This window comes from Candidatus Symbiopectobacterium endolongispinus (genome assembly GCF_018777385.1).
Taxonomy (GTDB): domain Bacteria; phylum Pseudomonadota; class Gammaproteobacteria; order Enterobacterales; family Enterobacteriaceae; genus Symbiopectobacterium; species Symbiopectobacterium endolongispinus.
Genome location: NZ_JAFJYB010000001.1, coordinates 534,554 through 556,285, shown reverse-complemented (window position 1 = coordinate 556,285; position 21,732 = coordinate 534,554). Strand labels below are relative to the sequence as shown.

14 protein-coding genes and 12 pseudogenes are annotated in these 21,732 nt (G+C 49.5%); 1 reads left to right on the top strand and 25 read right to left on the bottom strand.

Features of this window, described 5'->3' with window-relative positions; all coding sequences use genetic code 11:
- Positions 1–16: 16 nt before the first annotated feature.
- From kdgR to JZM30_RS02815, 10 genes and pseudogenes are all read right to left on the bottom strand, one after another.
- Positions 17–808 (bottom strand): DNA-binding transcriptional regulator KdgR, encoded by a 792-nt coding sequence (kdgR, locus tag JZM30_RS02860; RefSeq protein ID WP_252317500.1) that lies wholly within the window; start codon positions 806–808, stop codon positions 17–19.
- Positions 809–1,142: 334 nt separating this feature from the next.
- Positions 1,143–2,276, bottom strand: a pseudogene (locus JZM30_RS02855) (oligogalacturonate lyase family protein).
- Positions 2,277–2,577: 301 nt separating this feature from the next.
- Positions 2,578–3,459, bottom strand: a complete 882-nt coding sequence (gene htpX / locus JZM30_RS02850; protein ID WP_252317499.1) for a protease HtpX — start codon at positions 3,457–3,459, stop codon at positions 2,578–2,580.
- Positions 3,460–3,731: 272 nt separating this feature from the next.
- A pseudogene (locus tag JZM30_RS02845) lies at positions 3,732–4,936 on the bottom strand (L-lactate MFS transporter).
- A 176-nt stretch (positions 4,937–5,112) separates the two neighbouring features.
- Positions 5,113–5,446: pseudogene (locus tag JZM30_RS24570) on the bottom strand (LytTR family DNA-binding domain-containing protein); the annotation flags it as partial.
- Positions 5,447–5,511: 65 nt separating this feature from the next.
- A pseudogene (locus tag JZM30_RS24565) lies at positions 5,512–5,863 on the bottom strand (response regulator); the annotation flags it as partial.
- Positions 5,860–7,601, bottom strand: a pseudogene (locus JZM30_RS02835) (LytS/YhcK type 5TM receptor domain-containing protein). The pseudogenes JZM30_RS02835 and JZM30_RS24565, both read right to left, overlap by 4 nt.
- A 108-nt stretch (positions 7,602–7,709) precedes the next feature.
- Positions 7,710–9,870, bottom strand: a pseudogene (locus tag JZM30_RS23785) (putative bifunctional diguanylate cyclase/phosphodiesterase).
- Positions 9,871–10,509: 639 nt separating this feature from the next.
- Positions 10,510–10,767: a hypothetical protein gene (locus JZM30_RS02820; protein WP_252317498.1), complete on the bottom strand. Its 258-nt coding sequence runs from the start codon at positions 10,765–10,767 to the stop codon at positions 10,510–10,512.
- A 252-nt stretch (positions 10,768–11,019) separates the two neighbouring features.
- Positions 11,020–12,252: pseudogene (locus tag JZM30_RS02815) on the bottom strand (inositol phosphate phosphatase SopB); the annotation flags it as partial.
- Positions 12,253–12,505: 253 nt separating this feature from the next.
- On the opposite strand from JZM30_RS02815, the pseudogene JZM30_RS02810 reads away from it, so the two are divergent.
- Positions 12,506–12,775, top strand: a pseudogene (locus JZM30_RS02810) (LuxR C-terminal-related transcriptional regulator); the annotation flags it as partial.
- A 48-nt stretch (positions 12,776–12,823) separates the two neighbouring features.
- On the opposite strand, the pseudogene JZM30_RS02805 reads toward JZM30_RS02810, so the two are convergent.
- The 15 genes and pseudogenes from JZM30_RS02805 to JZM30_RS02735 all read right to left on the bottom strand — a co-directional run.
- Positions 12,824–13,192, bottom strand: a pseudogene (locus tag JZM30_RS02805) (PhzF family phenazine biosynthesis protein); the annotation flags it as partial.
- A gap of 161 nt (positions 13,193–13,353) precedes the next feature.
- Positions 13,354–13,707 (bottom strand): Mor transcription activator family protein, encoded by a 354-nt coding sequence (locus tag JZM30_RS02800; protein ID WP_252317497.1) that lies wholly within the window; start codon positions 13,705–13,707, stop codon positions 13,354–13,356.
- Positions 13,708–13,744: 37 nt separating this feature from the next.
- A complete protein-coding gene (locus tag JZM30_RS02795; protein WP_252317496.1) occupies positions 13,745–14,167 on the bottom strand; it encodes a gp16 family protein in 423 nt (140 codons plus the stop codon).
- Positions 14,145–14,345, bottom strand: coding sequence for a hypothetical protein (locus tag JZM30_RS02790; RefSeq protein WP_252317495.1), 201 nt, complete (start codon positions 14,343–14,345; stop codon positions 14,145–14,147). The genes JZM30_RS02795 and JZM30_RS02790 overlap by 23 nt, the downstream gene beginning before the upstream one ends.
- 65 nt (positions 14,346–14,410) lie before the next feature.
- Positions 14,411–14,809: a hypothetical protein gene (locus JZM30_RS02785; RefSeq protein WP_252317494.1), complete on the bottom strand. Its 399-nt coding sequence runs from the start codon at positions 14,807–14,809 to the stop codon at positions 14,411–14,413.
- Entirely contained in the window at positions 14,793–15,092 is a 300-nt protein-coding gene (locus tag JZM30_RS02780) for a nucleoside triphosphate pyrophosphohydrolase family protein (protein ID WP_252317493.1), read from the bottom strand. Before JZM30_RS02780 ends, JZM30_RS02785 begins: the two co-directional genes overlap by 17 nt.
- A gap of 188 nt (positions 15,093–15,280) precedes the next feature.
- Positions 15,281–15,802, bottom strand: a pseudogene (locus tag JZM30_RS02775) (host-nuclease inhibitor Gam family protein).
- Positions 15,803–15,861: 59 nt separating this feature from the next.
- Positions 15,862–16,134: an HI_1482 family protein gene (locus tag JZM30_RS02770; protein WP_252317492.1), complete on the bottom strand. Its 273-nt coding sequence runs from the start codon at positions 16,132–16,134 to the stop codon at positions 15,862–15,864.
- Positions 16,135–16,152: 18 nt separating this feature from the next.
- Positions 16,153–16,512 (bottom strand): DUF2528 family protein, encoded by a 360-nt coding sequence (locus tag JZM30_RS02765; protein WP_252317491.1) that lies wholly within the window; start codon positions 16,510–16,512, stop codon positions 16,153–16,155.
- Positions 16,513–17,664 (bottom strand): annotated as a pseudogene (locus tag JZM30_RS02760) (ExeA family protein).
- 7 nt (positions 17,665–17,671) lie between these two features.
- Positions 17,672–19,458, bottom strand: a pseudogene (locus JZM30_RS02755) (integrase).
- A gap of 85 nt (positions 19,459–19,543) precedes the next feature.
- The gene (locus JZM30_RS02750; protein WP_252317490.1) at positions 19,544–19,828 is read right to left on the bottom strand and encodes a hypothetical protein; all 285 of its coding nucleotides are present in this window, start codon (positions 19,826–19,828) and stop codon (positions 19,544–19,546) included.
- Positions 19,829–19,925: 97 nt separating this feature from the next.
- Positions 19,926–20,813, bottom strand: a complete 888-nt coding sequence (locus JZM30_RS02745) for a hypothetical protein (RefSeq protein WP_252317489.1) — start codon at positions 20,811–20,813, stop codon at positions 19,926–19,928.
- Positions 20,806–21,018, bottom strand: coding sequence for a hypothetical protein (locus JZM30_RS02740; protein ID WP_252317488.1), 213 nt, complete (start codon positions 21,016–21,018; stop codon positions 20,806–20,808). Before JZM30_RS02740 ends, JZM30_RS02745 begins: the two co-directional genes overlap by 8 nt.
- Positions 20,973–21,731 (bottom strand): hypothetical protein, encoded by a 759-nt coding sequence (locus JZM30_RS02735; protein ID WP_252317487.1) that lies wholly within the window; start codon positions 21,729–21,731, stop codon positions 20,973–20,975. Before JZM30_RS02735 ends, JZM30_RS02740 begins: the two co-directional genes overlap by 46 nt.
- Position 21,732 lies beyond the last annotated feature (1 nt).

Genomic DNA, 21,732 nt, shown 5'->3' with positions numbered 1-21,732 from the left:
TCCAGCGAAAGACGATTCAGAACGGATAGTCGTGATAGCCCATCTGCTCGGAGATGTTTTTTGCTGCGTGATGCAACATGGCAACATATTCGTGCATGCTCTCTTCTGCAAAGCGAATGGTTGGGAATGAAATACTCAATCCAGCAATCACTACGCCGAAACGGTCAAAAACGGGCACAGCAATACAGCGCAAGCCTTCTTCCTGTTCTTCCTTATCTTCCCCATACCCCTGCTGGCGTACGGTATCTAGCAGAGGCAACAGCTCATCAGCGCTACCCACCGTATGCGGCGTGCTGCGGGTAAATTCCACTTTGCTCAGAATTTCAACCACTTCGTCACGATCGCGCCATGCCAGCAACACTTTACCAATGGCGGTACTGTGCAGCGGGTTGCGACGACCAATGCGGGAATACATGCGCAGGTTGTACATGGAATCGATCTTGTGAATATATACGATACCATCTTCATCCAACGCACCGAGGTGGATAGTTTCTTTCGTCAGCGCGGACAATTCACACATCTGAATATCCGCACTACGAATCAAATCTACGTTTTGCAACGCCTTGGCGCCCAGTTCGAACAACTTAAGCGTTAACGAATACTTCTCGGATTCGCCTTCCTTCGCGACATATCCCAAGGACTTCATAGTCTGTAAAAATCGGTACACTGTACTTTTAGACATCATGACGCGCTGAGAGAGTTCCGTAATACCGATCTCTCTTTCCTCACCTAATGCCTGCAAAATACCAAAAACTTTCAAAACGGACGACACGGAATCGGGCTGTTTATCTAAATCTGCAATAGCCATTTTTTTGGATACCATACTCAGTTTTTTGTTTTTAAAAAAATAGAACGATAGTTTTAGTATAAAGGGAACACGCTGATTATGGCAATGGAACAATAACGATAATCAAGGGACTTGCTTATTATTAAAGTTATTATACCCATCACGCTTCACATTATGGTGGCGTTAGCGCCGCTCGCTTGCCCGAATCACTTATCCCTATAAGCTTTTCGGACCTCACTCGTTTGCTGACAACCTTACTGCAACGCGAAATATTCAGGGTTTCTTCTATTCGTCACCGGGAACAAAGTGACGAATAGAAGAAACCCCATTCCGTTGCCGGGATGGGGTTTTGTGGTTACTTCCAAACAGAATCAGGTACGGCGGCAAGATAAAGGGCTGGTTTGCCATCCACATCCGAGGTAAACAGGATGCGTTTATTGTCCGGCGTAAAGGACGGATGCGGGCGCATTACCTGACGATCGCCTTCCAATACTTTCCACGAGGTGTTGTGCTGTGCAACGCGGTGTTCTTTGCCGGTTTGCAGATTAAGCACATACAGGAACGGATCGTTTTCGATTTTGTAACCACCGTCATCTTGTACATCGACCGGTGCATCGGAACCGTCACCAACCAGGAGTGTACCGTCGGTGAGAACATGGCGGCATAACGCGCAGTTGCGTATCTTCCAGCGTAACTGGGTTGATGCTGCGGATATAACGGTTGGTGTCATCTTTCAGGTAAGACACATAGATCATGGCAGAGCCATCCGGCACCCAGAATTCGTGCGTGCAGCTTTGACTTTACGCATGTTGCTGCCGTCTTCATTGATGAACCACATACGGGCATCAACCAAGTCATGGGGACCTTCATGGCAGAATGCGACAGTGTTGCCGTCGCCAGGGCGATAGATCGGGTGACCCAGCCAACGTTTTTCTTGCAGAATGGTCTGCGCTTCGTCGGTTTTCAGATCGATACGGATCAGGCGGCAGCACGGATTGGTGAAATAGAACTCCTGGAATCTTTTCCAGTCGGTCAGCGGCTGCCAGTCTTCTTTCTTGATCTAGATCCCCACCATCTTGGTGCAATCGGAGTTGGCAACCCAGGTACCGTAACCTACCAACTCATCCGGTACTTGATAAATCGTGGTTTCTTCCAGCGTGTTCAGATCGACGCGCATCAAGTTGCGGGTGTTCTTCACATAGTACAGCGCATCATCTTCAGGAGACATAAAACCACCAAAGGTGTTGTCGCCTTTGCCTTCCGTCAGCTGTGTCGCTTCCTGCGTGTTCAGATCCATCAGGTAGTAGTTCCAGGGGCCATCGAATGCGCCGCCGAACAACAGTTTGCTTCCATCATTGGAGAAGCACTTCTGGTAGAAATAGTTGCGATGGCAAATAACATCGGGAGGCGTTAAACGCACCACTTCGGTGCCGGTTGCTGCGTCTTGATAGGTATGAAACGAGAGGGGAATCTTTTTGCCTTTGGCCATCGTAAGTCCTTAGAACATATCGAAAAGAATACGGCTAGTACCAGCAGATGACACAAGTCTTGCGACTCACCGCCACCCTTATGCGATAGATCTGTAATACCAGCATTATAGAAATAGTATTTCATTTTTCCGTGATCACGGTTTTATTTTATGAAACATTCTCCTGATTTTCATCCCCTGTTTTCCCAGTAAAAAAGGGATTTATGCTATCAAGACAGAGGTATAGAGGATAACACGTTATTGCAGACAGGGAGCCCGTAATGGACTCCCTGTTGTGGAATGGTTTGTTTTTGTGGAAGTTTTATTTCAGATAAGCACCGCTGCGCAGCGCTTCAATGCGCTTATCCAACGGCGGGTGCGACATAAATAACTCGCTGAAAGATTTTGATTTACCGTTGATACAAAACGCCATCATGCTGCCTTCTTCCTGCGGTTCATAGCTGGTTTTCAAACGCTGCAACGCGGCAATCATCTTTTCACGGCCCACCAGTTTCGCCGATCCCGCATCCGCATGGAACTCGCGGTAGCGCGAGAACCACATGGTAATGATGCTCGCCAGAATGCCAAACACCAACTCCAGCACCGTTGCCACGGCAAAATAGACCAGCGGGTTACCGTTACTGCTTTCACCTTCGTCGCGATTGCCAGAAAGGAAACCAGATGCCACCTGCGCGATCAGGCGCGAGATAAAGATAACAAAGGTGTTCACTATGCCTTGAATCAGCGTCATAGTAACCATATCACCGTTAGCCACGTGGCTAATTTCGTGAGCAATTACCGCCTCGGCTTCATCACAGCTCATGTTTTGCAGCAAACCGGTGCTCACCGCCACCAGCGACGCATCACGTCGTGCCCCCGTAGCTAAGGCGTTGATATCGGGGGCGTGATAAATAGCGACCTGCGGCATCGCAATGCCAGCCTGCTGCGATTGTACCCGCACGGTTTCAAGCAACCAACGCTCGGTTTCATTACGCGGTTGTTCGATCACTTCACCGCCCACCGAGCGTAGCGCCATCCATTTGGACATCAGCAGTGAAACGAACGCACCACCAAAGCCAAACAGGCAAGCCATGATCATAAGCCCCTGGACACTGCTGGACCGAATTCCCGTCAGGCTGAGAACCAGCCCAAATACCAACATCACTGCCAGGTTGGTGATCAGGAAAAGCGCAATACGCATCATAACAGTCTGATTTCCTCTCTAAAGGGATTAACATCACTCACAACATGATGGTATGGGTTATCACGCCGTTTTCAAGCATTCTTAATCTTCCTATCGCTAAAACGACATAACTTTACATTTTGCAATAACCTTGCCCGTAGCGACACGCTGCACAGCCATTCGACCTGTCATCGCGCCGGAATCATACCCGTGAACCTGCACCATAAAAAAGCCCCCGGGTAAAAACCCAGGGGCTCTGCATAATAAGGCATTTATGTCGTTAATACAGCGTATTATCCGCGGGCATGCGCCACTGTCGCAGGCATCTCGGGTTGCGTGCGGACGTGCTTGGGCGGTTTGATCCACAATGCAATCAGCAGTGACAGCGCTGACAATACTGCGATCGCAATTAAAGGTAGCGTGAAAACCGCCCAGTCGTGCCGCAATGAAAGAGCCAGACAGCGCACCGATACCAAATCCCTGATAAATGACGCCATAGTTTTTTCTGTGATGTTTCAAACCAAAGAAGTCGCCGACAATGGCCGGGAATACCGTGATATTGCCACCAAAGCAGAAGGCAATGGCGCTGACACAGATAAAAAACAACACAGGTGATAGCGGCAGGAAGGCCATAACCGTCACAGCCAATGCAGTAACCAGCAGCGTCCCGCTGACAACGCGCAGGCGGCCGACTTTATCTGACATTGCCCCCAACACAATACGCCCTACCGTATTGAAAATAGCGATGGCAGACACGGCGTTAGCCGCCATTTCGACACCGATATCCTTTACCACGCCAATCAGGTACAAGCCGCTCATGCACGCCGTAAAGAAAATCACAAACAGCAGATAGGCTTCTTTGGCCCCTAGCATTTCGCCCAAGGTAAAATCACGCGTACCGTAGGTGATTGCCGTTTTTCCATTGGCAGCATGTGTCGGCGGCACTTTCAGCAAGGTGCTACCCAGTCCGATCATGATCATTGCCATCAGCCCCCAATAAAAAGGCATGAGATGCGCCTACTTCTGCGATCAGAAAGCTGTTGATATATTTGAATACCAAGCTTCCGGTACCAAATGCCCCGACAGAAACACCGGCAATCAACCCTTTACGTTCAGGGAACCATTTGATCAGGTTGGACAGCGTGGTGATATACGCGGTGCCATCGGCAAAGCCAACCACAACGTCCATCAGCAAGTACATGCCCAGCAAGGAGGTCTCTCCTGAACTGGCCATTAATCCCAGGCCCAGCACGATACCGGCGCATAGCGTTAAACGCCGAATGCCAATGCGCTCCTGCAATTTTCCGGCAAACATCGTTGCAAACGCCAGGCTGAAACTGGTGATGGAAAACGTCGTTGCCACGGCACTGAGCGACCACCCGAAAATGTCGACCAGCGGTTGGTTAAACAGACTCCAGGTGTAAATAGTCCCCAGCCCCATTTGTGCGATGATCGTACCCAGTACGATCTGGCCGCGACGAGTTGGTTTGGCATTCATAGGCCGACCTCTTAGTAAAACGGTTCCCTGAGGGAACATCAAAGAAGGTAAGCAAAATGGGCCATGGTACCGGCACCTTAGACCACCCGCTTACGTGTTGGGGCCAGTCTACAAGCGGCGTGACGTGAAAAGATCGAATCAGGAATGAGATGCCGTCAGAACGGAATGAAATGCCGTTACAGGCGCATCAATGCACGAAAGGTTTTCACCTTACTGCGGCTCACAGGCACTTCAAATTCCAACTCGTGCAGCCGCAGGATGTAGGTATTATTGAACCAGGGTACGATTTCGCGGATTTTCGTAAGATTGACGCAGTAAGAACGGTGGCGGCGAAAGAACACCTCTTCCGGTAACCGGCTACAAAACTCGGTAATGTTCATTGGCATGATAAAGGTTTCACGCCGCGTATAGACCAACGTCACTTTTTTCCTGCGCAGCAGCGTAATAGATTTGATTAATGTCGGTAACGATAATGCGCTCATCTTTCATCAGATTGATGGTGTGTTGTCCAATGCGCGGGGCATTAGCGGCGCTGGCATTTTCTGGCGTCGGGGCGGATTGCCGTAACTGCCAGGCATTTTCCAGCTTTTGCAGCATGGTGACGATGCGCGCCTCATGATAGGGTTTGAGAATATAGTCAAACGCATCCACTTCAAAGGCTTCGACCCCATGTTCTTTATACGCGGTGATAAAGATAATGTACGGTTTTTGCGCAAACTTGCTGATGTTTTGCGCGAGAAAGACGCCATTAAGCGATGGAATGTTGATATCAAGAAAAATGGCATCAACATCGTTGTGTTGCAGGTATTTCAGCACATCCATGCCATCCTCAAACGTTGCCACGACCTCAATGTCACTGTGCTGGCGAATCAGGTAATTAAGTTCTTCCTGCGCCAGGAACTCATCTTCAACAATAATGGCTTTCACTGCTTATCTCCTGCGACCAGCGTGGCCATCACATTATTTTCCGGCACCATACGCGCAGAGTCAGCCACGCGAGGAATATAAAAGACAATTTCCGTACCCGGCTCCAATCTGCGGATGTGCAGGCCATCGCCATAAAGCAATCGCACACGGTGATGCACGTTAAGCAGACCGATTTTATTACCGGGTACTTCATTGCGCGCTACGCAGTCAATCGTTTGTTGATCGATACCGTGCCCGGTATCGGTGACAGCCACGCGCAATCGCTCTCCCAGATCTTTTACCGCTATTACCACTGTGCCCTTGCCACGACAGGGTTGAATGCCGTGCACAATGGCATTTTCCACCAGAGGCTGGATTAACAGGCTGGGAATTTGATAGGCCAGATCGTCATCAATGTCGTAAATCACCGTGAGCTTGGCACCAAAGAGCGCCTGCTCAATGGCGATATAATCACGAATCTGGTAAAGCTCTTTTTTCACATCAATCAACGCGTCATCGTTCAACTCAAGGTTGTAACGCAGATAGCGCGACAAATTGATCATCAACTGACGCGCTGTATCGGGATTAATACGGATCGACGATGAAATGGCATTCAACGCATTAAAGAGAAAATGGGGGTTAATTTTACTCTGCAAGGCTCTCAGTTCAGCCTTATTCGCCATATCACGCAATTGCTCGGTGCGCGAAACCTCGATCTGAGTTGACATCAGTTGCGATAAACCGACGGCCATTACCTGCAAGGAGTAAGTAATTCTATGGGCATGGCGATAATAAATTTTTAACGTGCCCGTCACCTGTCCATGTTCAAGTAAGGGAATGACAATCATAGAATGAATTCCCGGCGTCAGGTGCTGTTCATCATTATTTTTAATAATGATTTTGCCATCGAGAATCACCTGCTGCGTCATAGGACTAATAATGTCATGACCAATGTTGTATTTTTCTTCCCCGACACCAACGTAGGCCAGAATGTGCTGCGGAATGTGCTGCGTATTGGTCATGGCAACCGCATCGGCATTAATTTCAGTGCGAATAATACGACAAATCGCTGCCAGTGAATGACTATTGATATTACGGAAATAAGGTAGCGTCTTATGGGCGATATCCAACGCCAGTTTCGCTTGCCGTGCGGCGATCACCTCTTTTTCATTCGCCACACTCTGCACCAGCAATACAATCAGCCCAATGCAGACAGATCCAGCGATCATTGGCACCGCAATCTTGGACACGATATCCAATCCCAGCGCGATAGGCGTTGCCCAAAGTACCACCAGCAGCATCGTCAGCGACTCGCACATCATGCCGCCAAAAATACCGATGCTCCACTGTTTCACTTTCTTCACCTTGCGATTGATGTAGCCCGCAGTAATTCCCGCGATAATACTGGTAATCAGACAAGGAACAGATGTAATGCCATTGATATCGATCAGATAGCGATGCACACCGGCAATGGTGCCGGTCGCGATACCCACCCAAGGGCCAAACAGAATACCGCCCGACATGACGGCAATCTCTCGGACGTTGACTAGGGAGTCTTCGACGTTGATGCCTGAATAGGTGCCAAACAGCGCGAACAGAGAGAAGATAGCGGTGACCGCTGCGCGTTCGCGTAAAGAGTGATCTTCTTTATTGCAGTAATTGACGAAATTGCCGCGTTCGCGTTAAAAAAAAACAGACAAATCAACATTAACGCAGAGCGCCCAAACACCGCCAGTAACATTTCGAAGATTTCGTGCACAACCAATCCCACATCTAACGCGACACCAGCCCACCACTATAAAAAAATGTGATCTATATTCCATTTTTTGTTTGCGTGGGGCGGGCTCAATAACAGAGATGTAGGTTGTTAGCGGGGTTCCGAGACCATCTGCGCACGTAACTGCTGAGTAAAATCTTCTGCCATCATGGGGTGACCAAACAGATATCCCTGCGCCTCTTCACAGCCTTTGTTGCGCAAGCGCTCGCATTGCTCCATGGTCTCCACGCCTTCAGCAATGACGTTAAGGCCAAAACTTTTGCCCAAATACAGAATGGCACACACTATCGCCGCATCCGGCGGCGAATCGCACATGGCGCGTACAAAGGTTTGATCGATTTTAAGCCGGGTTACCGGATAATTCTTCAGCATGCTCAACGACGCGTAGCCCGTACCGTAATCATCAAAAGCAATACAAATCCCTGCATCCCGCAGCACTTTCAACGGCTGCAACATGTTTTCGTCATAGCGCAAGATGATGTTTTCTGTGATTTCCAACTCCAACGAACCCGCATCAAGCCCTGTGCGCGCCAGCACCTGCTCGATCTTTTGTGCCAAGGTGCCCGAACGGAACTGGGCGTAATACTGATACGAGAATTTTTGGCCCCTACTTCACACCACTCCGCCGCTTGACGACACGCGGTTTCAACCACCCAGTCGCCGATACGTTCAGCCCAAGGGCCTCGTTCCAGCGCCGCCAAAAACGCGCCGGGTCCCAGCAGCACTTTTTGCGGATGCCGCCAGCGTAATAATGCCTCGGCGCCGATAATTTCATTGGTGATCAAATTAACTTGAGGCTGATAAAAAACTTCAAACTCGCACTAGTTCGTAGGCGCGAATGAACTCCAATTGAAATGCGTGCTTGGCTTGAAAGATCTCACGCATTTCGCGCGTGAAGAAACGGTGACAGTTGCGCCCTTCCGCTTTCGCCTGATAGAACGCCAAATCGGCGCTGGTCAACAAATCCTGTGCCGTAATGTCATGCATAGGATAAAGCACCATGCCCACGCTGGCGCTGATGTTGATTTGGTGTTCCTCCACGATCATCGCCTGCGAAATTTCCTGGATAATGCGCTCCGCCGTCTCGGCGGCGAGTTTGAAATCACTTACGCCGGGCAGCAATACCGCAAATTCGTCGCCACCCATCCGCGCCACGAGATCTACGGCACGACGCTAAATTGTATCTTCTTGGCAAAACTGACCAATATTTCATCACCCCGAGCGTGCCCAAGGCTGTCGTTCACATCTTTAAATCCGTCCAGATCGACCATCATGACGCAGATGGCCGGCTCATCTTTCAACGCCTGCTCCAGACTGGAAGTCAGTAGCGTTCGGTTTGCTAACCATGTCAGCGGATCCATATGCGCCAACAAAAACAAACGTTCTTCGTTGCGTCGCCGCTCAGTGATATCACGCAGAATAGCGCCGTAACTCACGGTAAAGTCATCTGCCCACATGGAAACAGAAAGCTCTACTGGAATCAGGGCTCCACTACGACTTTGAACGTTCAGTTCAACGGTGACACCTTTGATGAGAGCTTCCTTGTCACTCACCACGGCGTTGAATTTTTCGATAAAATCCTTGGGAACAATCGTATCGATGTTATTGCCAGTAATTTGCTCACGAGAATATTCGAGCATTTTCTCCGATGATGCATTCCAAAATGTGATAATTCCCTTATCATTCACGCAGATAATTGAGTCTGGTGAGGTGTTGGCAATATTCTCAAAGCGAACCTGACTGGCATTTCGCGCCAATTCAAGTCGCCGCATTTCCAGTCTGTCCATTACCAGTGCGGCTAAATCCTGCATGTTATGTTCGTCTCGGGCGCTCAGCGTGCGCCGGGGTTTAAGGTCAATGATGCACAATATCCCAATAGCGTAACCTGATAGTGTGCGTAACGGTATCCCCGTATAGAAACGGATATGGGGCGTTCCGACAACCATGGGATTATATTTAAAACGCGCATCGAGCCGGGCATCGGGAATGACCATGATCTTGCGTCGCAAAATAGCATGCGCGCAGAAAGAGGCTTCGCGCGACGTTTCGCAAACCGATATCCCCAAACCAGCAGCCAGTAACTGACGCTGTTCTTCAATCAGAGACACCAGCACGATGGGGACATTAAACACATTTGCCGCCAAATTGAGCAAATTATTCAAGCCAGGATCCAAAGGCCATGATCGATGCCATATTCGCTCAGGGCAGCCAAGCGTTTTGCCTCATCTTTTAGTCTTGGTGCCTGACTAATACAATGCCCTCTACGCTACCGATGGTCATAACGTTAAGATAATAATTCCGTACCTGCGTCACCGATGCAGATGAATGACGCACGTTCAATTCACAAGGATACGGGGAATCCTGTACCGTCAGTGTTCAAGTCTCGCTCTACTCGCTGATTACCTGGCCCGACGCGACACTTTTGTTGCTGAAACCTTGTCTTCAAGCGTAGCAGAAATGCGTAAGAATCTGTTCGAGTGTTAATAGTATGGCTACGTTTTGTTTGCTTCGTTGCAAGAGGCTTTAAAATTAAGGAACATAGTATATCCTTGGCAACATTGGTAACCATGAGGCGTGATTAGCATCACAGCACTACCTGTGACTCAAGGTATTGGCCTTATCTTTGCCGAAGAGACAGAACTATTGTCGGTATAGGGAGGAGCGCTTAATAATATAAGCAGATGTGAATATAGGCTGAATGAGATAGCAATATTGCGGTATAACCAACACCGTAATGGTACAAGTCAACGCCACGCATAATCACCGACATCAAATAGCACTCAACCTATTTTCTTAGGCGCTACGTCACTATCAGCGTTAACCGATATATTGCGCCATAGATAGAAGATATTCGCTATTTTATTTACCTCGTCCCTGAGTAACGCCGTTATTATGCGGGGAAATAACTAATTGAATGCTCTGGTGTATCATTCTTTGCATTAATGGTTAAGTTCCACTCACCAGTATAAGGTACGGTGAAATAGACTTCATCTTCAGCACTAATGCTAATACTGTTGTTTTGCACCACCTCCGGTGTGGTATGCAATTCCGGAGTAGAATCGCTCATATGAATATCAAACGTATTAGAACACCGAACAATTACCGTATCACCACCAAACAGGTTAAGGCATGTGCGAATAACCGACATATTTCCTCCGCAGCATAACGTAACGTTATACCTTGCTCGAATCAGTTTATATTATGGAGCCATTTCCCAGACGACGGGATTTTCATAACACCAAAAAGCGGGTTCGTCGATTGCGATTTAGATCAAGGTTTACTCACGTTTTTACAGTCGGTCGAACCCATTAAAATCGCACACAAAACACCTTATAAATGGCAATGTTATTGTTGTTTATTTGACGCATTTCAACTACACCAACGCAACATTTTAGCACTACTACCCGAACTTAGATAATCCTCTGGTATCATCAAAGGCACGCTTGTCCCCGATTCTTTGACGCGTGGACAATGTCAGAAATCCTGGCAATGATTTAGCTACCTTATTCCCAGGAGCGCCGGTGTTATATTGTTGCACCTTTTTATTTCCACCGTGAAGCAAAATGGTCTGTAACAGTTGTTGTTCCGCGCTGTCCAGCGAATGTCCCGGTAAACTGACACTGAAGGCTTGTTTCATCACGCCAGTGTCATGTTGATGCATTTTCACTGTTTCACGTTTAATTTCCGCATCCAACATACCGGTTCTGTCTTTACCACTCTTGCAGTTCCAACAAGGCATCGCACCAATTTCATTGGCGAGCAGTGCAACACGCAAAGCCGCTTTATAGGGTTCACCACCATCGCGATGGTGCGTTTTATTAGCCCAAATGGCTTTTAACTGCTGGCTTAACGTTCGAACTTTTTGTGCATTTTCTGCTGTCGGATGTTGAGATAAATAGTCTCCCACCCAGCCTTTTGGTGGCGCAGTTACGCTTAAATCATCGCCGAGCAGCGTTTTCAGCGCCGCTTCGTTGTAACCATCTGCCTGTTTCCACCCCATATTGCCTATGAGCGCAAATTCGTTGACGCCGAAGTTGAATGCCGCAACGTTCAGATTGACCGATGCGTGATAAATATTGCCCTGTGCATCCCTTAACGGAACCTGCAACGGCTGCTGTTGACTCAGTTGCGCCCATGCCTGCATCTGGTTGTCCATCATTTCTTTTTCAGCCCCAATCCCTCCAGTAACCAATGATGTTGAAGCCAGATTGAGTTCCACCGTTTTTCCTTGCTCAGCGTCGCGCAGCAACTCAGGGCGGGTGAACAGCGCGGCAGTAACCACTTCCATAGCACGCGCTTTCGCACCTAAATAGCGTGCATCTGAATTTTTTGCCAATCCAAAAGGAGACAAGATGCCGTGACGAATCCCAGTAAACAGCTTTTGCGGTGTCCCCTTTTCACCGAGGACACTGAATTCTGACAGCCATAAATTCGTGGCATGTGCGGTTTCTTGTGAGGAGGAGGCGATACCCTTGTCATTATAGTGGGTATGAAAAATACCGTTCTCCCGCTGCTTCATTTGTCCGCCCGGCGTGAGCGTACACTGATAGTCCACATTGTTATATTGAAAACGCGTATCGATCGTTTCCCATTTCTGGGCATTTAGCACCTCGCGCAAACCCGCCGCAAAAGCTTGTTTGGCCTGTACTTTTGCTTCTTTTTTCGGAAATCATAGATTGATAAACTATTTCGTCAGCCCGTCTATCAATAGCAGCTTTATGGTTTTCGCTCTCTGCAAATCCTGTTTGGTGAGCGCTCTGTTTTCTGCGTGCAGTTTCTGATGAGTTTGATCCAACAATGACGAAGGATCGCACCCCAATGCCACCATTTCTCTGGTAAAATGCCTTTCTAAAACGCCCAGAGTTTCTGTTGTGCAGGAGGAAATGATGATGCTTAGCGAAACCCTGATGCCTATCCTCACTGCCAGCCTGCGGGAAAACCGGCAGGGAAGCGATCGCAGCATTCAGCAGTTGACGCCCCGTGAGCGCGATATTCTGAAACTGCTGGCACAAGGGCTGGCCAATAAGGTGATTGCACGCAAGCTTTCCATCACGGAAAGTACAGTGAAGGTGCACGTTAAGCATCTGCTGAAAAAAATGAAGCTGAAATCGCGTGTGGAAACGGCAGTATGGGTGCTGCAAGAGAAAATCTTTTAATCGCCGGGAGCCGCCATAAGCGCCATCCCGGCAGCACCACGTTTGCGGTTAACGCAAGAAGATCTTGCCTTCCAGATAGGTGACCGCCTGGCCGCTAATCAGCACCCGATCGCCTTGCCATTGGCAATGCAAATCGCCGCCACGGGGTGAAACCTGACGTGCACGCATCGTGTTTTTTCCTAATCGATCGTGCCAGTAGGGAATCAACATGCTGTGCGCCGAGCTAGTGACCGGATCTCCGACAACGGCTTCTCCCGGGCAGAAAAAGCGGCTGACAAAATCATAGTCGTCTCCCGGTGCCGTCACGCACACCAGTTTGCCCAATGGTTTCATGGCGTGAATATCTGGCGTTAACGCTTCGACCTGTTGTTGGTTTTCCAGCACCACCAGATAATCGCGCGCCGCACGCACCTCAACCTGATTAGGAGTGAGGTAAACAGTACAGAGTTTGCGAGATAATTGTGGGACTACATGGGGTGAATAGGGAAAAGATTGGATGGTAATTGTAATTCTCTTACAGTATGTGAAAAAAGGCCGGACGAAAAATTTAGTCATTCTTCTGTTCGGCCTATGAAATTTTACTCCACCGGTTCCGGTTCGTCATTAGGTTCACCGTCACCATCAAACAGACGGCCCTGAAGCCTATCTGTCTCCGCCGTTATGGCTCGCTTGATCACGCTGTAAACCCACTGAAGAGAAACGCCGTACTTACGTGCCAGGTCATGATGATTGCGGCCATTGAAGTCGTTGAAGATGTCGTGATCGCGCTGGGAGATACGCCATAACGTTCCCATAGGAAAGTAGACGCTTTGTCCGCCCCAAACCTGCATCATGCGGTTGGCCACTGCCTCACCGATTTGTTCAGCGATGGCAGTGTCGATCTCAACAACCTCCTTGATTGTGCTGGCGGTATGCTGCGCCAGTTCCACCAATAGCTCTGGCCCTTTCTGCGGAAATTATTGCCATTGTTCATTCTGGCTTCCTTACGCGGCATTGCCACTGCTTCAGCTTCTCAGTGATGGCGCAGGCCTGTTCTGAATTCAGCCATTGCAGGCTATCAACGCCGGTTTCACGCTTCACCCAATGTGCCAGAGCCGCTTCAGAACGGTCACGAATAATGCCTGCATCGGCCATTTCCAGCCACAATGCCCGGATTTTTCGGGACTGGGGGGCATCATCCAGTGGACGAGTGCTATTAGCCTTTTTTGCCGTTTTGATCCTAAACCCGCGCTTCTTCATGGCACCCAGCACAGTATCTAACTGCGGGACTGTCATGTCCCGCGTTGATGCTTTGCCTGTAACGGTGATTAGCAACTGGCGGTAGGTATCATCGTCCAGTTGCAGATCGCGTTTGGCTATATAGATCAACTTAATCAGTTGATTCTTTGTCATCGCTTTCCTCCCGCCACACTTCACCACACAGCAATATGGCTTCAGGGCGGCGCTCATGAATGGCGTCCAAGACTAGCTGGCAAGATTCTCGGTTCAGATAAATGTCGTCTGAAACAGGCATTGCATCGCAGAAATCAGCGACACAGGCCGATACCAGTAATATGAAGCCAATAATCACGCGTCACCTCCGCAGGCAACAGTAATACCATCGCGTTTATTCGCTTTCGGCTTGCGCCACTTTAACTATGCCTCTAATGCCTCCAGTGCGGCATCACCATTCGGCGCTTCAGGTACGCCTGGAATTAACAACTTTCCAGCGCTTTCCCCCTTACCGTGGCGGGCGACAACTTCCAGCCAGCTTTTTAATGCGTATTTTGGTCCCGTAGCTATCTGGATAGCGCCTGAACCATCGGCCTTATCTGTAGGCAATGTATCGCCTATCTCAATTAGACCGCTGGCCCAGCACCATGCAACCTGTGGCGTTAGATCGTAATAGCTTTTGCCATCACAACGCGGACAGACCAAATCATAAATTGGGAAAGATCTATTTTTGAAATTGCGCTTTTCTAACCGTTCTGATTCCAGATGTTTATGACGGCAGCGAGTGCATTTCACCAATATATTTTTATTTGTCGCCGACATATTCCACCTCCATCCTTTCAGCCAGTCGCTTTAATTTATTGTGTTTAGCCAGTTCGATTAATTTATCCATGCCGTTCAGGCGGAACTGTTCGATCATGATCTCAACGTCGGCCATTTCCTCTGCTAAAGCTACCTCGTTACCGAGGCCGTTAAGATTGCAGGATGCAGCCACCCCTAATTCCGCCGCTTTTTCGATAAGTTTTAGCGACTGAAATTCAGGGCCAAAGTGCTTTAACGCCATACGGTACAGCGTTGAACGATTATGGACAGGTAACTTTTTCATTCGGTGTCCTCATCCAGTAATGTAAATTCGCCAGTAGGAATAAATGTGTTGTACTTTTGTTTGCAACATGGACATGCCAGTATCAGATAAATATTCCAGCCTCCATTAACTGAACCCTCAGTAATATATGAACTTATTGGGTCTAAAAACTTGATGGGTTTTTTGCATATCATACATTTCAGTGTCATCTATTCCACCTCTTGCTCAAATGGGATGATGGCAAAGTCTTCAACATCCTTTTTGATGGTGATACCAGGAATGTTTTTTACGACTGTGGGTTCATTTAATATCGCGTCTTTATTGATTTCCTCTTTCACCCGAATAAAGCGATCCAGTTTTAGGCGTTTTAATAATTCGATAACAGCCTCCGCCCCGCGAATGCCGCATGACGGCGGGCGATTACGCCACTGTACTTCTCCCGTGGTCAGGTTGGCTGTTTTCACCTTTTCGCCATTTGTGAATTCGTCACGGTTGGCTTCACACCAGGTCTGGATACCACTCTGAGGTTCTTCACGCTTGGCTTTCAGTTGTTCGATGACTGGGGAGTGGTACTCCGTAACCGCCGCGATTTGATCATTCATTTCCGTTTCAATACGCGTTAATTACCGTTGAATATCGCCGAGCTGTTTAATACCGGAAATAACCTCTTCTTTCGTCTGCGCGGCGTAGGAAACCGCCGCAGCTTTTAGCCGCTTTTTCGTTTTTGCCATTTTTAATCACCTGTTGGTAGTGGTTTAATTAGTATTTATTAATATTGTTTTATTTCTCATCAATGTAATAGCGATTCCGACCAGATAATCCGGCATCCATGTTGTTCAAACATACCTTGCCGAAATGGTCCTGTTTGGCTAAGCCCAATTTGGTTATAAAAAGCCTTACCGCTTTCAATTAACTTCATGCAGTGACCGTTTTTGGCAATACGGATGACAGGCTGTTTACCACACATCATTATGCTCTGTACTGTTGCGTTCATCGCGTTCAATGATGCCAGTGCTAAATTTAGGTCTGACAATTGCTGCTTAATATTCGGGATCGATTTCATTTTTCACCCCTGTACGTATTATTCGATGACTTCACTAACGGAAATGTCGCAGGTTTCAAACGCCAATTCATCGCAGTCAATGAGTTTGAAACCATGTGAACCATCCATGCGTGGCCATCCTTCGATAGTTTCAAATTCCCGAATCAGTCTTTGAATGCCATAGCCATATGCTGTGGTTAACTGAAAACAGAGCTGACCTAACATTTCGAGAATGGCGATGATTACGTCTCCATTTGCATCACGTAGACGAGAACTACTGTCACCCCAGAAGCTATTGATTTCTGTCAGCATGTCGCTAGTGGCCACGTCATGATCGATTTCAACAACCAAATCTAGCTCACCGAACCAGTTAATTCCGTAACGTTTAACGTCGGCCATTTAAACCCCCTTAACCACATCAGCATTAACCACTGGCACGCCAATATCAGCGGCCAGATTCATTGCAGCAATCACCAAGTTGGAAACGGCCAGCGGATACAACAGGCTGACCTTCTTCCGACTGCCGAGATTGCTGCTGAGACGCCCGCGAATAGCTTCAATCGCGCTGCTGTCCATCATGTCGGTTAGCTTTTTGCCTGTGCGCTCAAATTTGAATGTCAAAAACGCTTCCAGGCTGTTATCAAGCGGCAGCAACTCGACGACTTCACAGCGTTGAACAACTTCGCGTACCTCCATATTGCGTTCGCTTAACTTGACGGCCAGCTCTGGCTGGCCGATCAGCACGATAGACAGCAACTTCTTAAACCCGCTTTCCAACTCAAAAAATCGCTTGAGGTGTTTCAGCGTTGGGATCGGCAGACTGTGGGCCTCTTTAATTACCAGAAAGTGGCTGTATCCCGCATTGTTGCTGTCTTTTAGTACCCGGTGCAGTTGGCGATAACGTGCTTCTTGCGACCGTTTTACGCCTTACAGCGGGGCGATGGTGTTGATGATCGCTTCGGCAATGGCGGCAGCTTTCAGCGTCTTACCTTTAACGTCGTTGTCTTCCATCGCAATCACATACGGCTCAATGACGATAACGGGCGCGTTCTCGCGGTTGATGCGTTCGATAAGGTCACGGCGCAGCGTCGATTTACCCGCGCCAGACTCGCCGATAACCGCCATAAATCCGCCATGTTTCGCGGTCTGATATAGTGACTCACGCACGTAGCGTATATCCTGCGTGGTAAAGACATCCTCCGCGCCCTGCATAGCATCGTCAGCAAACGGGTCACGGAACAGTCCGAATGCCTTTTTTGTTGCTGGAAATAACACCTGTTTTTTGAGTAACATGTTTTCCTCCGTTGTCAGGTCTGTGGTATCTGCTGTGCAGGATGTGCCGTCCTGCACAGCATCAAAACTACGTTGTGTTTCAATGCCATTAGCCGACAGAAAGGCTGTCAGACGCTGGCGAATTTCCCCGGTGTTGGTGCGTGGCCACTGGTCGTGATTAACAATTTGTGCCAGCGTGGCCTCTGACACAGCGATATTTCTGGCGACAACGGCCTGCGAGAGCCGGGCCAGTTTTAACTGTTGTTTCAGTACCAGCATGTTCCCCTTAGTTACCGTTGACAATGTTGATAACGTTGCCGGAAATCGGCGTCAGCAGTGCGTTGGTGACGTCGTCTAGCTCGTCAGCAGGGACGCCATCTGGATACAGCGCCGTTAACTGGCGATAGTACTCTGGTGACCATACCTTGCCTGTGGTGCTGAACTTCTCCCGTAATACTTTGGCTGCTTCCACATGGGTCAATGGCTGTTGTTCAATACGTGGTCCACGTACCTCTTATGCTTGCCCGCGTTTTGGCAGATAAGTGGGATGATCATCCCGTTCAATATCAAGATAGGGGTTGAAACGTCCGCCGAACGGCACGGCTTTGGCCTTCTTCGCAGCCTCAGTCTCTTCCTTGCTTTGGGTGCCATACACGCGCTGTTCAACCTATTCCTTATGCTGCTCGGCCACGCTTTGCGGCAGTGCGCGGAATTCATGGCCAATTACCGGCGAATCCACGGCAAAACCGTGCTCATCCTTCATGACCTCATCAACCAGGAAGAAGGTTATAAACCCGTCTTCGCCCGTCAGTACCACCTGTGCCTGGTCGTCACGGTAGATATTTCTCGCCACCATCAGGCTGTCGCCCACATAGATGCCCGGCACGGAAGAGACATCAAACTGACGCTTGCGAAAGCGAATGCGCAAGAAGGTGTCCACCTTGCAGCTCACCAGCGCAGACACCGCCGCCTCGCGGCATACCTCAACGGATGGCGCTTTAATCAGTTGCAGCTCAGTGATCAGCAGCCATTTATCGGTACGTGTCATGCCGTAGCGGCTGTGAATGGCGGTGCGGTTGAACTTCATGCGCCACAGCCGCGCCAGCCGGTTCAGTTCGTCGATGTTGTCCACGCGGCAGAAGCGCAGGCCGTGCTCAAAATCGCGCTCCAGAATGTCACGCGCTTTTTCCACCGAACCGGTGGCACGGGCGTTACGGGCCTTGTGGGAAATCAACTGAATGCCCAGCGCCTGGCACAGGTTGGCCATCGTCGGGGACTTGAGCGCCGCGCCGGGGTCGGTAAACAGGATACGCGGTACGCCATGCAGTACATCAGCGCCGCCGCGCTCCTGCATCATGTTGATCAGTACCGAGGTAAAGTTCTCGGTGGTCTCACCCCCGAAGCGGTACTCCAGATAAATCCAGCCGGTGGTATGGTCGGTGCCCTCAAATGACCAGACGCGATCGTTAACCACCTTAGCCACGTTAGCTGGCTTTTTCTTGTTGAACTCCAGCTCATCCATGATGCGCAGGCCGGTATCGCCCCGCACACCCTTGGCCGGGTTCTTGAGGTAATAGAGCACGCAGATGGATGCATCCAGTTGCCAGACGTGGTTGGGATACAGGCTGGCCAGCTGCTGCGCCGGTGGGGTGCACGCAGCTGATTGGGGTGCAGTTTGTACTGCTTCAGCGCACGGGTAATTGCACTGGTTGATAGTGGTGAAATTTCTCCAGTCTTTTGATCTACCTTTTCGGCCAGTATGAATCCGTTGTCGCGCAGGCTGTCGATAGCTTTCTCCACGCTCAGGGTACGCTTGCCGGTGCCGCGAATGGTTTCCATCAGCGTGCCAGAAATGGTCAGTGCCTCATCGCGCGTCAGTGCGGTCTCGCCCGCATCAGCCCGCTGTTTGCGCGGCTTGGGGGCGCGGACTGCATTCAGCTTTTTGAGTAATGTGGCGCGTGACATTTGCAGTTCCTCGCAGGCGGCCTGATAAACCGACTCTTTATTGCCATGCCCGGCAGCGCTGGCCGCTTCGGCGATAGCAACAAGTCGCTGAGCAAGGACAGGGTTCATAGTCCCACCTCATTTATTACCGATTTTCTTGTGACCGTGATAATTTGTTTTTTTACAAACAGAATCAGGATGACAAGATGAAAGATTAAAGATGAAAGATGACCCCATAAAAGATCGAGGATACTGGTCTGTACATGAAGCTATAGCCGTATCGTTCGATGAGTTTTCCCGCCGCTATGGCGCTGACCTGCTGTGGAAAGCATTTCAGTCCCTGACACGTAATCACGATGCAATACTTCGCGAGCACGCCAAGCTTGAGGCCGATATTGGTAAGTTCACGCAGTTCGCCCTCTATATAGATGAGGCCAAACTGGGTGCTTGGATAAGCGAAGCCCGCCATGATGACCACGGCATTAAAATGCTTCACCATATGGGCATTCGATGGTGGCTGTCGCGAGATGATCTCATGACGCGTCCTCCACAAACGCGCGTGCCTTGTGTGTATACTGAGGGATTGTATGGCCATGTCAGTCTCCAGCTTTTGCGTCAGATGCTGTATCATAGACGCGCCCCGTATACAACCTGTGACTGAGTTTCCCCAACAGGCTGGTTGCCGGAAAAATTGGTGTGGGCAGGTTGAAATGATTCCGGATCATGTTGATAACACTGTTTGCAGGAATGGCTTTGTCTTCATATGCCATCATGGCTATGGCCAGCCACTCCAGACCAGGCATCTGTTTTTGGGCTCTATCGCATTCTTGTTTTACAACATCCTGCAATGCATTGATTTGAGAGGTCAGGTGAGCTTTCTCTTCATGTGATAGCTCTTCATGTTTGGTCGAGTTTTGCTGGGTTATCGGCTCTTGAAGGGCTGCGTTATATTTATCGTCAAATTCTTCGCCGCCCACCCGACCCATCATGAGATTTTGAGCAATCTCTTTCTCACTAAGAAGGCATTTGCCATTTGCGCGGGTAGCCTCGCATGTCGCCTGTTCTGTCTGAGTTCGCCGCTCACGTATATTTTGAAGGACTTTCTGTTCGGCTTCTTTCGATATTGCGAAATATAACTCCTGGGTGGCAGTTTGTGCTTCAATAACTGGTTTAAGAGCCTGAATCCGACGGTTGTTCTCCTCAATGGTGGCGAGATTCCGCTCCAGTTGGGCGGCACTTTTTGGGGTATAAATTGGATAAAGCGACGTATCGCTGCCCTGTTCCAGTTGCTCATCCTGAATCAGGGAGATCTTGCGCATCAACAAGCGCTCCATTGCGCTAGCAAACGGCGCGGCGTCATCAGCGGTCACATAGATATCACTGTGGCGGGTCTGGATAGTGAAGCCCTTGCGCATATCAGGGACATGGTGGCACAGTGCGTGGCCCAGCACTTCAGGGCTGTCCATTACAGGTGTATTACTCATGGTTGTTCTCCTGTGATTCCTTTACCCAATCCGGTACGGTGTCGATAGGCTGGTATTCCGGCAGGTTGAACTGCTGGCGCAGGCCATCGAGCTGGAACTGCAAGTCATTAAGGATGCCGAGCATGTAGTGGTTGATGCTGGTGCGTTCGTGGTGCCCGTTCAGCGCATTGAAGCCGCTTTGCAGTTCGCCCAGGGCGCTGACCACGCCGTTTTTAAGCCGTCCACCTCGATCTCAATCGCCGCGCTTTCTTCATCCGGGGTCTCTTTGGCAGAGCGCCGCGTCAGGCGGGTACGCAGGTCTTCTTTCTCATCTTCCAGGGCGTTGATGATGTCTTTCTTCTCGGCCACGGTCTGACGGCTGATTTCCAGGTCGGTTTTGAGGTCTTCTTTTTCCTTGGCGTGCTTGGCGATCATTTCCTCGGCCAGTTCCAGCAGTGCCGTTTTGTCACCGTCTCTGGCCACTTCAATCAGTGCGCTTTTCTGGTCTTCCGGCAGACGGCGGAACTGGCGCAGTTCGCTATAGCCGATGCCCATGCGGGACATGGATTCAAGGGCTTCTTCGCCGAAGGCGCGGAGGTTGGCAATGTCTAACTCAACCTTATCCCTGGACATGCCGAGCAGTTGGCAAAAATCATCCCATGTTCCAGTAAATTGTGAACCGTTCGCAGTTTTCATTCCTTTCAATCCACGGTATAGCTTGTTTTCCTTAACAAAAGCCAATTTAGAAGTGCGAACCGTTCGCGAAAATTGCTCGAAAGCGTCAGCCATCTGCGCCTGCCCCAGTAGCTGGTTCAGCAGGTCACGCTCGTCATTAAACTGGCTGCTGACCGTCGCCATCAGGTTCTGCGTTGCCGCCAGTTCTGGATTAAGTGGTGCGTCAGGAGCCAGCTCCACGGATTGGGATTTGGTACGTGCCATC